The sequence below is a fragment of the Isoptericola sp. Y581 genome, from assembly GCF_059445475.1.
On the sequence record NZ_JCAIUK010000005.1, the window covers coordinates 242,724 to 259,007 of the forward strand.

The 16,284-nt window shown below is 76.4% G+C and carries 13 protein-coding genes; 9 read left to right on the top strand and 4 right to left on the bottom strand.

Annotated features, from left to right (window positions below; translation table 11 throughout):
* The first annotated feature begins 83 nt into the window (after positions 1 to 83).
* The 5 genes from recC to AC1C2W_RS11625 are packed head-to-tail and all read left to right on the top strand — an operon-like array spanning position 84 to position 10,897.
* On the top strand, positions 84 to 3,521 hold the full coding sequence (gene recC, locus AC1C2W_RS11605; RefSeq protein ID WP_495413171.1) for an exodeoxyribonuclease V subunit gamma: 3,438 nt from the start codon (positions 84 to 86) through the stop codon (positions 3,519 to 3,521).
* Positions 3,518 to 7,105, top strand: coding sequence for a UvrD-helicase domain-containing protein (locus AC1C2W_RS11610; RefSeq protein WP_495413172.1), 3,588 nt, complete (start codon positions 3,518 to 3,520; stop codon positions 7,103 to 7,105). Before recC ends, AC1C2W_RS11610 begins: the two co-directional genes overlap by 4 nt.
* Positions 7,102 to 9,192: an exodeoxyribonuclease V subunit alpha gene (gene recD / locus AC1C2W_RS11615; protein WP_495413173.1), complete on the top strand. Its 2,091-nt coding sequence runs from the start codon at positions 7,102 to 7,104 to the stop codon at positions 9,190 to 9,192. The genes AC1C2W_RS11610 and recD overlap by 4 nt, the downstream gene beginning before the upstream one ends.
* Complete coding sequence (locus tag AC1C2W_RS11620; RefSeq protein WP_495389015.1) at positions 9,189 to 9,797, top strand: HAD family hydrolase; 609 nt, start codon at positions 9,189 to 9,191, stop codon at positions 9,795 to 9,797. Before recD ends, AC1C2W_RS11620 begins: the two co-directional genes overlap by 4 nt.
* Positions 9,798 to 9,826: 29 nt before the next feature.
* Positions 9,827 to 10,897: an LLM class flavin-dependent oxidoreductase gene (locus tag AC1C2W_RS11625; protein ID WP_495413214.1), complete on the top strand. Its 1,071-nt coding sequence runs from the start codon at positions 9,827 to 9,829 to the stop codon at positions 10,895 to 10,897.
* Positions 10,898 to 10,910: 13 nt separating this feature from the next.
* Here the strand turns inward: AC1C2W_RS11625 and AC1C2W_RS11630 are convergent, their stop codons facing one another.
* On the bottom strand, positions 10,911 to 11,717 hold the full coding sequence (locus AC1C2W_RS11630) for a nucleotidyltransferase domain-containing protein (protein WP_495413174.1): 807 nt from the start codon (positions 11,715 to 11,717) through the stop codon (positions 10,911 to 10,913).
* 48 nt (positions 11,718 to 11,765) lie between these two features.
* On the opposite strand from AC1C2W_RS11630, the gene AC1C2W_RS11635 reads away from it, so the two are divergent.
* The 4 genes from AC1C2W_RS11635 to AC1C2W_RS11650 all read left to right on the top strand — a co-directional run bounded on the left by AC1C2W_RS11635 (position 11,766) and on the right by AC1C2W_RS11650 (position 14,440).
* The gene (locus tag AC1C2W_RS11635) at positions 11,766 to 12,224 is read left to right on the top strand and encodes a PPOX class F420-dependent oxidoreductase (protein ID WP_495413175.1); all 459 of its coding nucleotides are present in this window, start codon (positions 11,766 to 11,768) and stop codon (positions 12,222 to 12,224) included.
* A gap of 53 nt (positions 12,225 to 12,277) precedes the next feature.
* On the top strand, positions 12,278 to 13,015 hold the full coding sequence (locus tag AC1C2W_RS11640; protein WP_495413215.1) for an MBL fold metallo-hydrolase: 738 nt from the start codon (positions 12,278 to 12,280) through the stop codon (positions 13,013 to 13,015).
* Between the two features lie 63 nt (positions 13,016 to 13,078).
* Positions 13,079 to 13,993 (top strand): LLM class flavin-dependent oxidoreductase, encoded by a 915-nt coding sequence (locus AC1C2W_RS11645; RefSeq protein ID WP_495389018.1) that lies wholly within the window; start codon positions 13,079 to 13,081, stop codon positions 13,991 to 13,993.
* Positions 13,994 to 14,053: 60 nt separating this feature from the next.
* Positions 14,054 to 14,440: a VOC family protein gene (locus AC1C2W_RS11650; protein ID WP_495389019.1), complete on the top strand. Its 387-nt coding sequence runs from the start codon at positions 14,054 to 14,056 to the stop codon at positions 14,438 to 14,440.
* A gap of 74 nt (positions 14,441 to 14,514) precedes the next feature.
* On the opposite strand, the gene AC1C2W_RS11655 is transcribed toward AC1C2W_RS11650, so the two are convergent.
* The 3 genes from AC1C2W_RS11655 to purS are packed head-to-tail and all read right to left on the bottom strand — an operon-like array spanning position 14,515 to position 16,060.
* Positions 14,515 to 15,039: a GNAT family N-acetyltransferase gene (locus AC1C2W_RS11655; protein WP_495389020.1), complete on the bottom strand. Its 525-nt coding sequence runs from the start codon at positions 15,037 to 15,039 to the stop codon at positions 14,515 to 14,517.
* Positions 15,036 to 15,773: a phosphoribosylformylglycinamidine synthase subunit PurQ gene (gene purQ / locus AC1C2W_RS11660; protein ID WP_495389021.1), complete on the bottom strand. Its 738-nt coding sequence runs from the start codon at positions 15,771 to 15,773 to the stop codon at positions 15,036 to 15,038. The genes AC1C2W_RS11655 and purQ overlap by 4 nt, the downstream gene beginning before the upstream one ends.
* Positions 15,773 to 16,060, bottom strand: a complete 288-nt coding sequence (gene purS, locus AC1C2W_RS11665) for a phosphoribosylformylglycinamidine synthase subunit PurS (protein ID WP_495389022.1) — start codon at positions 16,058 to 16,060, stop codon at positions 15,773 to 15,775. Before purS ends, purQ begins: the two co-directional genes overlap by 1 nt.
* Positions 16,061 to 16,284: the final 224 nt, after the last annotated feature.

Below are 16,284 nucleotides of genomic sequence, written 5' to 3' on the forward strand. Positions count from 1 at the left end.
GCGCCTTCCGGCGGAAGGACCTGTTCGACGGGGCTGTGGATGCGCGGGTGTCCGTGTCGGCGCAGGCCCGTACCCTGGCCGACGTGCTGCACGTCCACCGATCCGAGCGCGCCGATGCGCTCGTCGCGCCCCTGGCCGACGTGCTCGCCGAGCCCCCCGACGACCCGTTCACCCCCGACGTCGTGGCCGTGCCCACGCGCGGGATCGAGCGGTGGCTGGCGCAGCGGCTGTCGCACCGTCTGGGCACCGGCGGCAGGCCGGACGACGGGTCGGGCGCGGGCGTGTGCGCCAACGTGGACTTCAGCTCCCCCGCCCGGCTGGTCGCGTCCGCGGTGACGGCGGTGACCGGCGTCGAGGCCGACGACGACCCCTGGCGTCGCGCCCGCCTCGTGTGGCCGGTGCTCGAGACGATCGACGCGTCGCTCGACGAGCCCTGGGCGGCCCCGCTCGCCCGGTACGTGGGGGCGGACGGCGACCCCGTGCGCCGGTCGCGGCGGATCGCCCTGGCGCAGCGCGTGGCCGGCCTCTTCGCCGGCTACGCCCAGCAGCGCCCCGGGCTCCTCACCGGCTGGCAGGACGGTGCCGACGAAGGGGCCGACGGCGCGCCCTTCCCCGCCGACCTGGAATGGCAGCCGCGGCTGTGGCGGCTCGTGCGGGCCCGGGTGGACGCCCCCGGCCCCGCCGAGGTGCTGGCCACGGCCGTCGCGACGCTCGCCGCCGACCCCTCCGCCGTCGACCTGCCCGCCCGGCTGTCCGTCTTCGGCCCGACGCGGCTGCCCGAGGACCAGCTGCGGGTGCTGCGCGCGCTCGCCCTGCACCGCGACGTCCACCTCTGGCTGCCGCACCCCTCGCCCGCCCTCTGGGAGACGGTCGCGGGCCTGCCCGCCCCCGGCGTCCGGCGCGACGACCTGCCGCCCGTCGCCCGCCATCCGCTGCTCGCGTCCACCGCGCGCGACGCCGTCGAGCTGCAGCTGCGGCTGTCGGGCGCGCTCGACGAACCGAACGAAGATGACGCGTCCCCCACGGTTGGCGTCACGTCCCACCCGGCTCCCACGCCGCCCGCCACGCTGCTCGGCGCGCTGCAGGCGGCCCTGCGCGACGACGACCCGGACGCGCCGCCGCGCCCTCTCACGCCGGAGGACCGCAGCGTCCAGGTGCACGCGTGCCACGGCCGCGCGCGGCAGGTCGAGGTGCTGCGCGAGGTGCTCACCGGGCTGTTCGCCGCCGACCCGACGCTGGAGCCCCGTGACGTCATCGTCATGTGCCCGGACGTCGAGTCGTTCGCCCCGCTCGTGACGGCCACGTTCGGCACCGTGCCCGACGGGGTCACGCAGGTGCACCCCGGCCAGCGACTGCGCGTCAGCCTCGCCGACCGCGGGCCCGGCGTCGTCAACCCGGTGCTCGGCGTCCTGGCCACCCTGCTGCGCCTGGCCGACGGCCGCGTCACGGCGTCCGAGGTGCTCGACCTCGCCGCGAGCGAGCCCGTGCGTCGTCGCTTCCGGCTGTCGGACGACGACCTGGACCGCTGGCGCACCTGGGCCGTGGAGGTCGGCGTGCGCTGGGGCGAGGACGGGTCGCGGCGGGCGCGGTTCGGCATCGACCCACGCGTGCGGCAGGGCACCTGGGACGCGGCCCTGGACCGCGTGCTGCTGGGCGTCGCGATGGCCGAGGAGGACTCGCGCTTCGTGGGCCCGGCGCTGCCGCTGGACGACGTGGGTTCCACCGACGTCGAGGTGGCGGGCCGGTTCGCCGAGCTCGTGTCCCGGCTGACGGGGCTGCTCGCCGACCTCGACGGCACCCACCCGCTGGAGCACTGGCTCGACGCGCTCGACCGGGCCGTGACCCTGCTGACCGATCCCGCTCCTGACGACGCGTGGCAGACCATGCAGGCCCGGCGGGTGCTGGGCGACGTCCGGGCTGCGGGCACGTCGGGCACCGGGCGCGCGGGCTCCGCGCTGCGCCTCGAGGACGTCCGCGCCCTGCTCGCCGACCGGCTGGCCGGCCGGCCGACCCGCGCGGGCTTCCGCACCGGCGCGCTCACGGTGTGCTCGCTGGAGCCGATGCGCGCGGTGCCGCACCGGGTGGTCTGCCTGCTGGGGATGGAGGACGGCGCGTTCCCGCGCTCGGCCACCCCGGACGGCGACGACCTGCTGGCCCGCGACGCCTGCCTGGGCGAACGCGACCGGCGCAGCGAGGACCGGCAGATCTTCCTCGACGCGCTCACGGCGGCGCGCGAGCACCTCGTGGTGCTGCACTCCGGCGCCGACGAGCGCACCGGCGCGGCGCGGCCGCCGGCGGTGCCCGTCGCGGAGCTGCTCGATGCGCTCGACCGGCTCGGCACCACCGCGGTCGGCCGCCCGGCGCGCGAGCAGGTGGTGGTGCGGCACCCGCTGCAGGTGGTGGGCGAGCGCAACTTCGAGCCCGGCGCGCTGGGCGTCCCCGGGCCGTTCAGCTTCGACGCCGCCGCCTTCCGGGGCGCCCTGGCCGGGCGTGCGGAACGCACCGAGCCCGGATTGCTCGTGCCGGGCCCGCTGGACGTCGCGGCCGCGGGCGGCGACGGCGGCACCGAGGTCGACCTCGACGAGCTGGTGCGGCTGCTCGAGCACCCCGCGCGCTGGTTCGTCCGCACCACGCTCGGCGTGCTGCTCACGCAGGACGAGGACGAGGTCGACGACCGGCTGCCCCTGACCATGCCGCCGCTCGCGGCGTGGGGCGCCGGCGACCGCCTCCTGACCGCCGTGCTCGGCGGCACCGACCCCGCGCGCGCCTTCCAGGCCGAGTGGCGTCGGGGCCAGGCGCCGCCGCGCGAGCTCGGCCGCACCGCCCTGCGCGACGTCGTCGACCGGGTGCAGCCCGTGGAGGTGCTGGCGCGACAGGTCCGCACCGACCAGCCCGCGCGCGCCGTCGACGTGGCCGCCGCCCTGCCGTCCGGGGCTCTGGTCACCGGCACGGTGCCCGGCGTGCACGGCGGCCGGGTGGTCCGCGCGGAGTACTCGAAGCTGGGCCCCAAGCACCGGCTGCGCGCCTGGGTGCAGACGCTCGCGCTCGCGGCGTCGGGCGACGACGGCGGCCTCCCCGAGGGCCAGCGGTGGCACGCGGGCACGGTCGGTCGCGCACCGGGCCGCGGTGCCAAAGCGGCGTGGAGCCTGCTGCAGGCCCCCGACGCCGCCGAGGCCGCGAGCCTGCTCGACGACCTGGTCGCCCTGCGCGCGGAGGCGGCTCGGGCGCCGCTGCCCCTGCCGACCGAGGCCGCGCACGCGTACGCCGTCTCGCGCGCCGGCGGCACGGGCGATCCCGGCCAGGCGATCAGCGAGGCCCGGTACACGTGGAACGGCGGCTTCGAGAAGGCCGACCCGTACCACCTGCTGGTGTGGGGCGACGGCGCCACGCTCGACGCGATCGCCGGCACCCCGGACGACGACGACCGCCGGCGCTTCCCCGACGACCCCACCCGGCTGGGCGCGCTGGCACGGCGCGTCTGGGACCCGTTGCTGGCGCACGAGACGAAGGGCACATCATGACGGCGGCAGGCACGGGCACGGGGGCCTACGCGCAAGACGCCACCGACCGGCCCGTCTTCGACGTCTGCGGCCCGCTGCCCGAGGGCACCACGGTGCTCGAGGCGAGCGCGGGCACCGGCAAGACGTTCACGATCGCCGCGCTCGCGACGCGCTTCGTGGCCGAGGGCCGCGCGGAGCTGCGCGAGCTGATGCTCGTCACCTTCGGCCGCGCGGCGACGTCCGAGCTGCGCGACCGGGTGCGCGAGCGCCTGGTGAGCGCCGAACGGGCCCTGCGCGGGCCCGACCCGGCGTCCAGCTCCGACCCGGTGGTGGCCCTGCTCGCCGACGTCGACGCGGCCGAGCTGGACCGCCGCCGGGCGCGCCTCGCCGCCGCCCTCTCGCAGCTCGACGCGGCGACGATCACCACGACGCACGGCTTCTGCCAGCAGATGCTCACGTCGCTCGGCATCGCGGCCGACGTCGACCCCGCCGCCACCTTCGTGGCCGACGTCGCGGATCTCGTGCGCGAGGTCGCGGACGACCTGTACGTGCGGCGGTTCGCGGACGAGGCGCACCCCGCGCTCACGCCGTCCATGGCCGCCGACCTGGGCCGGGCCGCGGTGAGCGACCACCAGGCCGACGTCGAGCCGGCCGAGCCGGACGGAGCGCCGCCGTCCACCCCGGGCGCGCTGCGCCGGGCCGTGGCCGCCGCGACGCGCGACGAGACGCTGCGGCGCAAGCGCGCCCAGCACCTCATGGACTACGACGATCTGCTGGTCATGCTGCGCGACGCCCTCGTCGACCCGGTGCACGGACCGACGGCCGCCGAGCGCGTGCGGTCCCGGTACCGCGTGGTGATGATCGACGAGTTCCAGGACACCGACCCGGTGCAGTGGGAGATCCTGCGCACCGCCTTCCACGGCCACCGCACGCTGGTGCTCATCGGCGACCCGAAGCAGGCGATCTACGCCTTCCGCGGCGCGGACGTGGTCGCATACCTCGACGCCCAGCAGGACGCCACCGCCGTCGCCACCCTCGGCACCAGCTGGCGCAGCGACGAACCCCTGCTCCGGGCGCTGGACACCGTGCTGGGCGGCGCGGCCCTCGGCGACGAGCGGATCGTCGTGCGCCCGGTCGACGCGGCGCACGCGGGCTCGCGGTTCGACGGCGGCGCGCCGCTGCGGCTGCGCCAGGTCACGCGCGGCGCGCTCGGGCTCTCCCCCGGCGAGACGCCGCCCGTGGGGTCGCCGCGCCAGCTCGTCGCCGCCGACGTCGCGGCGGACGTCGCGGCCCGGCTCGGCCGCGACCGGCTGCTGGCTGAGTTTTCCTCGCCGGTCGAAACCCCGGCGGTCGAGCCTGTCGAGACCACCGGGGGCACATGGCGCCCCCTCGAGACACGCGACGTCGCGGTGCTGACCCGCACGAACGCGCAGGCGGAGGCGGTGCGCTCGGCGCTCGTCGCACGCGGCGTGCCCGCCGTCGTGTCCGGCCTGTCCAGCGTGTTCGCCACGGAGTCGGCCCGGGACTGGCTGACGCTGCTCGCCGCGCTCGAGCAGCCGGGTGCCCACGGCCGGGCGGCGGCACTCGCGCTGACCCCGTTCGTCGGCTGGGACGCGGAACGCCTGGCCACGGCGGACGACGCCGCCCACGACACGCTCGCCGACACCGTGCGGCGCTGGGCGCGGCTGCTCGGCTCGCGCGGGGTGGCGGCCCTGCAGGAGGCCGTGACCCGCGACGGGCTGGCCGAGCGCCTGCTGCGCACCAGCACCGGGGAGCGGCGCCTCACCGACCTGCGGCACGTGGGCGAGGTGCTGCACATCGCGGCCGTGACCGAGGGCCTGGGCGCCTCGGCGCTCACGGCCTGGCTGCGCCGCCGCATCCGCGAGGCCGCCCAGGACTACGACGAGGAGCGCAGCCGCCGGCTGGAGACCGACGCCGCGGCCGTGCAGGTCGTCACCGTGCACGCCAGCAAGGGCCTGGAGTTCGGCGTCGTGTACGTGCCGTTCGCCTGGGACCGGTTCGAGCCCCGCCAGCCGGAGGTGCTGCGGTTCCACACCGGCGACGGGCACCGCATCCTGCACGTGGGCGGCCCCGGGTCGTTCGGGTACGACGCGGCGCTGGAGCGGCACCGGGCGGAGGACGGCGGCGAGGACCTGCGCCTGCTGTACGTGGCGCTCACCCGCGCCCGTCACCAGGTGGTGGCGCACTGGGCGCCGTCCAAGGCGAACAGCGCCAAGGGGGCCCTGACCCGCGTCGCCCTGGGCGAGCGGACCCTGGGCGGTGAGCCCGCCCCGCATGCCTCGCAGCAGGCGATGCGCGACGACGCCGTCCGCGCGGCGCTCGGCGCGCTCGCCGGCCGCTCCGCAGGCACGATCGCGCTCGAGGAGGTGCCCGCACGGCCCTCGACGGCTCGGTGGCGCCCGCCCGCCGCGGAGCCGCCCGCGCTGGGCGTCGCCCACCTCGACCGGGTGCCGGACCAGACGTGGCGGCGCGCGTCGTACTCCGCCCTGACGGCGGCGGCGCACGACGCGCGTCACGCGGGCGGCTTCGCGGCGGCTCCCTCGGGCCCCGGGTCGCCGGCCGGCCCGGAGTCCGTCGGCGGCGTCGAGTCGGAGCCGGAGGGCGGCGGCATCCAGGACGAGCCGGCCGAGGCCGCGCCCACGGCCGTGCGCTCGGCCGGGTCGCACGACGCCACGCCCGCCGACGCGCCTGGCGCCGACCTGCCGTCCCCGATGTCGGGCCTGCCCGCCGGCACCGGCTTCGGCACGCTCGTGCACGAGGTCCTCGAGTACGTCGACACCGCCGCCCCCGACCTCGACGCCGAGCTGCTCGCCCGCTGCGCGGCGGCCGCGACGTCGCGGGTGCCGGGCACCGACCCCGCCGAGCTCGCCGCCGCCCTGGGGGTGGTCGCACGCACGCCGATGGGGCCGCTCGCCGCCGGGCGCACCCTGGCGGACGTCGCGCCCGCCGACCGGCTCGCCGAGCTCGAGTTCGAGCTGCCGCTCGCCGGCGGCGACGGCGAAGCGCCGGGCGGCGCGACGTCGCGGGCCGCCACGTCACAGGGCGCGACCCTGGCCGACGTCGCCGCGCTGCTCGGCCGGTACCTCGCCGACGACGACCCGCTCGCGGGATACCCGGCCGCGCTCGCCGAGCTCGCCGCGGCCGACCCCACCGACCGACGCCTGCGCGGGTACCTGACCGGGTCGATCGACGTGGTGCTGAGGGTGCCCGGCAACCACACCCGCGACGGCGAGCCCCGCTTCCTCGTCGTGGACTACAAGACCAACCGGCTCGGCGTCCCCGACACCCCGCTCACCGCGCACGACTACCGCCCCGAGGCCACCGTCGACGCAATGCTGCACGCGCACTACCCGCTGCAGCTCCTGCTCTACCTGGTCGCTCTGCACCGGTACCTCACCTGGCGCCTGCCCGGCTACGACCCCGACGTGCACCTCGGCGGCGGGCTCTACCTGTTCGTGCGCGGCATGTGCGGGCCCGCCACACCCACCGGGCCCGACGGCACGCCGTACGGCGTCGTGGCCTGGGCCCCGCCGAGCGGACTGGTGCCTGGCCTGTCAAACCTGCTGGACGGAGGCGACGTATGACGGCCGCACCGAACCCGTCGGTCGAGCCACCCCGTCCGCCGGTCGAGCCACTCCGTCCGCCGGTCGAGCCTGTCGAGACCACGAACCGGGTTTCGACGGGCTCAACCATCGACGTCGTCGACGGCGACGTCCGCGCGGCCGTCGACGCCCCGGGCCTGCTGCGGGAGTTCAACGCCGCCGGGCTGGTGGCCGCGACGGACGTGCACGTCGCGACCCGGCTCGGCCGGCTCACCGGCGAGGACGACCCGACGGTGCTGCTCGCGGTCGCGCTCGCCGTCCGGGCGCTGCGGGGCGGGTCGGTGTGCGTGCGGCTCGACGACCCCGACGAGCTCGCGGCGCTCGCGCTGCCCGAGGACGCGGACCGCGGCGACCTCCTCGCGGACGGCGCCGCCCCGGCCGCTCCCCCGCCGTGGCCCGAGCACGCGGCCTGGGTGCGGGCGATCGAGGCGAGCCCGCTCGTGGCCCCCGGCACCGGAGAGCCGGCCGACCGGCCCGCCCGCTGGGTCGGTGGCCGGCTCTACCTCGACCGCTACTGGCGGGACGAGCTCACGGTGCGGCACCTGGTCGACGCGCGGCTCGCCGCCGCGCCGTTCGATCCGGACGGTGCCCGGCTCGACGCCGCGCTCCTCCGCCTCTTCCCCACCGCCGACGACGCGCGCCAGCGCCTCGCCGCCGAGCACGCCGCCGTCCGGCGGCTGACCGTCCTCACCGGCGGGCCCGGCACGGGCAAGACCACGACCGTGGCCCGGCTCCTCGCCGTCCTGCAGGACGTCGCCGGACACGACGCGGACCGGGCCACCGGCGCGCCGGGCCTGCGCGTGGCTCTCGCCGCGCCCACCGGCAAGGCGGCCGCCCGCCTGCAGGAGGCGGTACGCGACGTCGTCGACGGTCTCGACCCGGACGACCGCGCGCGCACCGGCCGGCCCCAGGCCACCACGGTGCACCGGCTCCTCGGCTACCGCAGCGCCACGCGGTTCCGGCACCACGCGGGCCACCACCTGCCGCACGACGTCGTCGTCGTGGACGAGACCTCGATGGTGCCGTTGTCCCTCATGGCGCGGCTGCTGGAGGCGCTGCGCCCGGACGCGCGCCTCGTGCTGGTGGGCGACCCCGACCAGCTCGCCTCAGTCGAGGCCGGCGCGGTGCTCGGCGACCTGGTCGCCCGCCCGCCGGTCGCGCCCGCCCCCGCCCGGGTCGGCGGCCGCGGCACCACCGACGCCGCCGGCCTGACGGGCGACGAGCCCGCCGGGCTCGGCAACGGGGTGGTGCGGCTCGTGACCGTGCACCGCCAGGGCGAGGACTCCGCGATCCTGCCGCTCGCGGCCGCGATCCGGGACGGGGACGCCGACGCCGTGCTCGACGTCCTGCGCGCGGGCACGGGCGGCGTCGAGCTCGTGGAGGCCGACACCGAACGGCTCGACGAGGGCGCGGTACGCGACCTGCGCGACGACGCGATCGACGCGGGCCGCAGCCTCGTCGCCGCGGCCCGCGCGGGCGACCCTGCCGGCGCGCTGGAGGCGCTCTCCCGCCACCGGGTGATGGTGGCGCACCGGCGCGGCCCGGTCGGTGTGGCCCGCTGGGCGGCGCAGGTCGAGTCGTGGGTCGAGGAGGCCACCGCCGACGGGACCACCCTGGGCACCCCGTGGGTCGTGGGCCGGCCCCTGCTCGTCACCAGCAACGACGCGGAGGTGGGCCTGTACAACGGCGACACCGGCGTCCTCGTCGCCGAGGGGGACCCCGATGCGGCTGAGGACGGCGCCGGCGCGGTCGTGGCAGTGTTCGGCGACCCGCGCGCCCCGCTGCGGGTACGCACCCACCGGCTGCCCCCGGTCGAGACGGTGCATGCCATGACCGTGCACCGGGCCCAGGGCAGCCAGTTCCGGCGGGTGTCGCTGATCCTGCCCCCGGAGAGCTCGCCCCTGCTCACCCGCGAGCTCCTGTACACGGCGGTGACCCGCGCCCAGGAGCACGTGCGCGTCGTGGCGAGCGCCGCCGCCGTCCGGGCCGCCGTCGCGCACCCTGTGCGCCGCGCGAGCGGGCTGCGCGAGCCGCTGCCCGCCGCGAGCGGGGAGGCCACGCACCGATGACCGCGCCGACCCTGATGGTGGACGTCGACGGCGTCGTCGTGCGCCGGGACGACGACCGCCCCTGGCAGGCCGACCTGCGCGCCGACCTGGGGATCGACCCGGACGAGCTCGACCGGCAGTTCTTCCGGGTGCACTTCGACGACGTGGCCGCCGGCCGCGCGGACCTGTTCGACCGGCTCGACGCCGTCCTCCCGCAGCTCGGCGGCGCCTCGTCGCGGGCCCTGGTCGACTACTGGTTCGCGCAGGACGCCACGCTCGACGGCGTGCTGCTCGCCGACCTCGCGGAGGCCCGGGCGCGAGGGATCGACGCGCACCTCGCGACCGTGCAGGAGCACCATCGGGCCCGCTACCTGTGGGAGTCGCTGCGGCTGCGCGATCGGTTCACCGCGATCCACTACTCGGCCGACGTCGGGTACCGCAAGGGCGACCTCGACTTCTACCGGGTCGTCGAGTCGCGGACCGGGCGGCGCCCGGAGGAGCACTGCCTGATCGACGACCGACAGGGCAACGTCGAGACGGCCCGGCGGGCCGGCTGGCGCGCGTTCCTGTGGACCCCGGAGTCGCGCCTGGCGGACGTCCTCGCCGGCCCGCCCCCGACGGAATAGCGCCCAGGGATCCGGGGTTGACCAGAGCGATGAACTCCGACCTCGCACCGCAGCCCACATCCCCGCGCCTGTCCGTCCTCGACCTCGTGCCGGTCCGCACCGGGCAGAGCAGCCCCCAGGCGCTCGCCGCGTCGCTGGCGCTGGCGCGCCGCGCGGACGAGCTGGGCTTCGAGCGGTACTGGTTCGCCGAGCACCACAACATGGCCGCCGTGGCGGCGTCGACCCCGCCGGTGATGATCGCGGCGGCCGCCGCCGTCACGCAGCGGATCCGCGTGGGCTCCGGCGGCGTCATGCTGCCGAACCACGCGCCGCTCGTCGTCGCCGAGCAGTTCGCCGCGCTCGAGGCGCTCGCCCCCGGGCGGGTCGACCTCGGCATCGGCCGCGCGCCCGGCTCCGACCCGGTGGTCACCGCGCTGCTGCGCCAGTCCGGCCCGACGTCGGACGTCGAGCGGTTCCCGCAGCACGTGCGCGACATCCTGGCGCTCATGAGCCCCGACGGCGCGTCGCTGCGCCTCGGCGACGGCAACCTCTACGAGGTGCACGCGACCCCCGCGGCGGACGACTCCCCGACCGTCTGGCTGCTCGGGTCGAGCGACTACTCGGCCCGGCTCGCCGCCGAGCTCGGGCTGCCGTACGTCTTCGCGAACCACTTCTCCGGCGCGGGCGTCGACCAGGTGCTCGCCCTGTACCGCGACGGCTACCAGCCCAGCGCCGCCCACCCGGAGCCGCAGACCTTCCTCACCGCGAACGTCGTCGTCGCCCCCACCGCCGACGAGGCCCACGAGCGCGCGCTCCCCCAGCTGCGCTCGATGGCGCGCCTGCGCACGGGCAAGCCGATGGGCCGGGCCGAGACGGTCGAGGAGGCGCTCGCCGCCCCGCTGGACGGCATGGCGCAGCAGATCATCGAGGACATGCGCTCGCGCTGGATCATCGGCGAGCCGCACCAGGCCGCGGCGCAGCTGCGCGACCTCGCCACCCGGCACGGCGTGGACGAGGTCATGACGGTGCCCGTCGCCGGCTCCTACGCCGCCGAGCCGCTCGACGCCACGCCCGGCCGCGTCCAGACCCTCGAGCTGCTCGCCGCCGCTCTCGCCTCCTGACTGCGGGGGCCGCCTACGCGGACCCGACCGCGATCCCCGCGACCTCGGCCTGGAAGACCTCATCGGCGCGGGCCCGCGACTCGTCCGCGCTGCGCGTGGACGGCAGCTCGTCGAATGCCGCGGCGCGGTCGAGCTCCTCGATGACGAACCGCTCGAGCACGGCGGGCGGCGTCCCGGCGCCGAGCTCCCGGGTCACGGCCTTCGCGGCGACGACGTCGCCGACGGCGGCACGGACGTCGTCTGGCACCGAGCTGTCAGCGACCAGCGTGGGCAGGTCCATCGGCGGCGTGACGGCGCCCGGGTGGTCCGCCAACCAGCGCAGCGCGACCGCCGGGCGCAGGGCGTAGAGGAACTTCTTGAGGGACGGGCCGGCGACCCGCTGCTGTCGCGCGACGTGGAGGTAGTGGCGTCCGACCGCCCCGCGGTCCACCACCTCGTCGGCCAGCGCCAGCAGCCGGTCGCGGAAGCCCACGTCGCCGCGATAGACGATCGGCGAGCGCAGCCACTCGACGGCGGTGACGTTGCCCTTGACGAGCAGGCGCACCGCCTTGGCGAGATCCCACCCGTTGACGTCGAAGACCGCGTCGAGCGGCGTCTCGATCACGTCCCGCCCGGGCCAGAGCGACAGGTACTGCCCCGGGGCACGCACGTAGACGAACCGGCAGTCGTAGTCGCTGTCCGGCGAAGGGAAGCCCCAGGCTCTGCTGCCGGACTCGATCGCCCACGCGACGCGGACGTCGTCCTCCGCTTCGACGCTCGCGAGTCGCGCGTCGATCTCCTGGACGACCACGGGGTCCAAGTCAGGTGGGATCGCTCGCACCGACCCAGCCTAGGGTCCGGCGCAGGCACCGGTGGCAGAATGACCCGCATGTCACGGACGGGCGACGACGTGGACGCCGGCTTCGACGACGACGAGGCGGCCTACCTCCGGTCGGCTTCGCTGGCACGGATGGCGACCCTGGGGCCGGACGCGCAGCCGGACGTGGTCCCGGTGGCCTGCGAGTTCGACGGCACCGACTTCTGGGTCGGCGGCGGCGAGACCATGCTGCGGACGCGCAAGGTCCGCAACGTCGCGGCCGGTCGTCGCCGCGTGGCACTCGTCTTCGACGACCTGCCGTCGTTCGACCCCTTCGTGGCGCGGGGCATCCGCGTCTACGGCGTCGCCGACGATCCGGTCGAGCGCGTGGGGATCACCGGCCCGGGCTGGTTCGTCCGGGTCCACCCGACGGAGTCGTGGAGCTGGAACCTGGCCGGCGAACCCGTGGGCGACACGTGGTATCCCGCGCGACACCACGTTCACGGCGGGCAGGACGACGCCCGGTCGTGACGACGAGCCCCGCTCCCCACGTCACCGTCGTCCGCGCGGACAACCCCGGCCCGATGACGCTCGACGGGACCCGTTCGTACGTGCTGCGCGCGCCGGGCTCGTCGTCGTGCGTGGTGGTGGACCCGGGGCCGGACGACGAGCGTCACCTCGCCACGCTCGCCGCGGAGGGCCCCGTCGAGCTGGTGCTGATCACCCACCGCCACGCCGACCACACCGCCGGGTCGGCGCGGCTGCGCGAGCTCACCGGCGCACCCGTGCGCGCCGCCGACCCGGCGCACTGCCACGGCGGCGCGCCGCTGCGCGACGGCGAACGGATCGACGCCGGCGGCGTGCGGGTCGAGGTGCTCGCCACCCCGGGGCACACGGCCGACTCGGTGTCGTTCGTCGTGACGACGCTGAGCGACGACGGCAAGGACGGTGCGGACGACCCGGTGGTGCTCACGGGGGACACCGTGCTCGGTCGCGGCACCACGGTCATCGCCGCGCCGGACGGGTCGCTGCGCGACTACTTCGCCAGCCTCGACGTGCTGGAGCGCGTGGGCGACGGGCGACCCGGCCTGCCGGCGCACGGGCCCGCCCTCGACGACCTCGGCGAGGCGGTGCGCGCATACCGGCGGCACCGGCACGAGCGGCTGGCGCAGGTGGAGACGGCGCTGCGCGAGCTCGGCACCGACGCCGGCGCGGACGCCGTCGTCGTGCGCGTCTACGCCGACGTCGACCCGTCCGTGCTGGGCGCGGCGCGGCAGTCGGTGGCAGCGCAGCTCGCGTACCTGCGCGACGAGCGCACCTGACGGGTCCAAACAGACCACGGCAGGCCCCTGTCGCGTGTCGGTGTCACACGGCACGATGGCGGGATGACGGTCACCGCTGCCCCTCGCCCGGACGCCCGGCCAGCTCCTGTACGGCTGGGCGTCGCGTTCGCCCCGACCCAGGCCCCGGAGACCCTGCGCTCCCTCGCCACGTCCGTCGAGGCCGCCGGCCTCGACGACCTGTGGGTGTGGGAGGACTGCTTCAAGCAGAGCGGGCTGGCCTCCGCCAGCGCGGCGCTCGCCTGGACGGACCGCATCCGCGTGGGGCTCGGGCTGATGCCCGCCCCGCTGCGCAGCACCGCGATCACCGCGATGGAGCTCGCCACCGTGGCGCGCCTGTTCCCCGGCCGATTCGTGCCCGCGGTGGGGCACGGCGTGCAGGAGTGGATGGGCCAGGCGGGCGTGCGGGTGGACTCCCCGCTCACCCTGCTGCGCGAGCACACGGAGGCGCTGCACAGCCTGCTCGCCGGCGAGGAGGTGACGAGGTCGGGCCGCTACGTCCAGCTCGACGGCGTCCGCCTGGAGTGGCCGGCGCCCGACGTCCCGATCGTGCTGGGCGGCGTGGGCCCGCGCTCCCTCGCCCTGGCGGGCGAGCTCGGCGACGGCGTGATCCTCGCGAACGCGCTCACCCCCGACGACGTCCGCGCGGCGGCCGAGACGGCCGGGGCGGCGGCGCAGCAGGCCGGTTGGCCCCCTCCGAACGTGTACGCCACGCTCATCGCGGCCACCGGGCCGGGCGCGCAGGAGCGTCTGGACGCCGAGCTGCCGCTGTGGGGCGCCGAGCCCGGGCGCGGCATCGGCGCCGCCGGTGACGCCCGCGCGATCGCGGACGCCGTCCTGCGCCTCGCCGCCGCCGGGGCGAGCTCGGTCGCGATCCAGCCGACCGCCGACGAGCCCGACCTGGCCGGATTCGTCGAGCTGCTCGGGCGCGAGGTGCGGCCGCTGCTCGGCCAGGCCTGACGACGGACCCAGAACGACCGAGGAACCACCGAGGAACCACCGAGGAACGAGGAGCGCATCATGGACTGGAAGATCGAGCTGATCCACGTGCCGGTCAGCGACGTGGACCGCGCCAAGGAGTTCTACGAGCGGGTCGGCTTCCATCCCGACCACGACCAGCAGGTCAACGACGAGCTGCGGTTCGTGCAGATGACGCCGCCCGGCTCCGCGTGCTCCATCGCGTTCGGCACGGGCCTCGACGGCACCTTGGAGCCCGGCCGGCAGGACACCATCCAGGTGGTGGTGCCCGACGCGGACGAGGCGCTGGCCCACCTGCGCGACGTCGGCGTCGAGGCCCGCGGCGTGGACGAGCAGCCCTGGGGCCGGTTCGTCACGTTCGACGACCCGGACGGCAACTCCTGGACGCTGCAGCAGCTGCCGGCGTGGTCCGCTGCCAACGCCGGTTGAGCTTGTCGAAACCGCTCGGTTGAGCTTGTCGAAACCCGGAGCTGGGTTTCGACAAGCTCAACCAGCGGACACGGTCAGAGCCGCTTGCCGTAGCAGCGCTGCTGCTCGAAGGCGGCGTGGTCGCCGAACTTCTCGATCGGCTCGTAGCCGATCGCCTCGTACAGGGCGATCGCCTCGGGCTGCGCCGTGCCGGTCTCCAGCACGAAGCGGCGGAATCCGACCTGGCGTGCCGCACGCTCCAGCTCGGCCATCAGGCGCCGGGCCACGCCGCGCCCGCGGACGTCCGGGTCCACGTACACGCGCTTGACCTCGCCGGTGGCCGCGGGGTGGGTGGTGCCGCGCCCCCGGAGGTCGTCCGTGCCGGAGACGTCGCGCACCGCGGCGGTCCCCACGGGCTCGCCCGCCAGCCGCGCGACGAGCGCGACGACGATGGTGCGCGGGTCGATCGCCGGCGCCGGGTCGTCCTCGCCGTACCGCACCGTCATCTCGGCCTCCTGGGCCGCACGCAGGGCGACGGCCGCCGGGTGCTCCCAGTCGACGGCCTCGATCACCAGCTCGTCGGGACCGGCGGTCGCGGCCACGGCGGTGGTGGCGGTCATGCCCGGACGAGCGACGCCAGGACGGACGTGAAGAAGCCCAGGCCGTCGGTGCCGGTGCGCGGACCGCCCTGTCCGTCCGGGCCGAACCCGGGCTCGACGGCGTGCTCGGGGTGCGGCATCAGGCCGACCACGTTGCCGCGCGCGTTGCTGATGCCGGCGATGTCACGACGCGAGCCGTTCGGGTTCCAGCCCAGGTAGCGGAACACCACGCGGCCCTCGCCCTCGAGCTCGTCGAGGGTGTGCTCATCGGCCATGAACTGGCCGTCCTGGTTCTTCAGCGGGATCGTGATGTGCTGGCCACGCTCGTACCGGTTGGTCCACGCGGTCGCGGTGTTCTCGACCGACAGCACCTGCTCACGGCACACGAAGTGCAGGTGGTCGTTCTTGACCATCGAGCCGGGCAGCAGGTGCGCCTCGGTCAGCACCTGGAAGCCGTTGCAGATGCCCAGCACCGGCATGCCGCCCTTGGCCGCGTCGACGACGGCGTCCATCGCGGGGGCGAAGCGCGAGATCGCGCCGGCGCGCAGGTAGTCGCCGTAGGAGAACCCGCCGGGCAGCACCACCGCGTCGACGCCGTGCAGGTCGCCGTCGGCGTGCCAGAGGGAGACGGGCTCCCCGCCGGCGAGGCGCACCGCGCGCGAGGCGTCGCGGTCGTCCAGCGTGCCGGGGAAGGTGACGACGCCGATCCGCGCGGCGCCCAGCGTGGTCGACGGGGAGGGCGTCGCCGCGGTCATCAGGCCACACCCTCGGCGGTGACGGTGCCGGCCGCGTCGGTGGCCGCGTCCGCGACCCGCACGACGTCCTCGATGACCGGGTTGGACAGCAGCGTCTCGGCGGCCTGCTGCGCCGCGGCGAGCACCTCCGCCGTCACCTCGCCCTCGACCTCGAGCTCGAACCGCTTGCCCTGGCGCACCCCGCTGAACTGCGTGAAGCCGAGGCGGGGCAGCGCTCCGACGACCGCCTTGCCCTGGGGGTCCAGGATCTCGGGCTTGGGCATGACCTCGACGACGACGCGTCCCACGGGGTGCTCCTTGGATCGTGACCGGGCGGTCAGGGTGGCCGGCGCTCCGGGGTCCCGGCACGGGGACGTCCGACCGGGACGCACGCACGTGGCGAGCGGGAGCACGACGGCGGGATTCCGCGACGAGTCTACCTTCGGCGCGATAGCCTCTGGACGCCGTTCAGCACCGCGAGCATTCCGGGCCGCTGACCTGCGCACACACGACAACACGACGACGAGGAAGT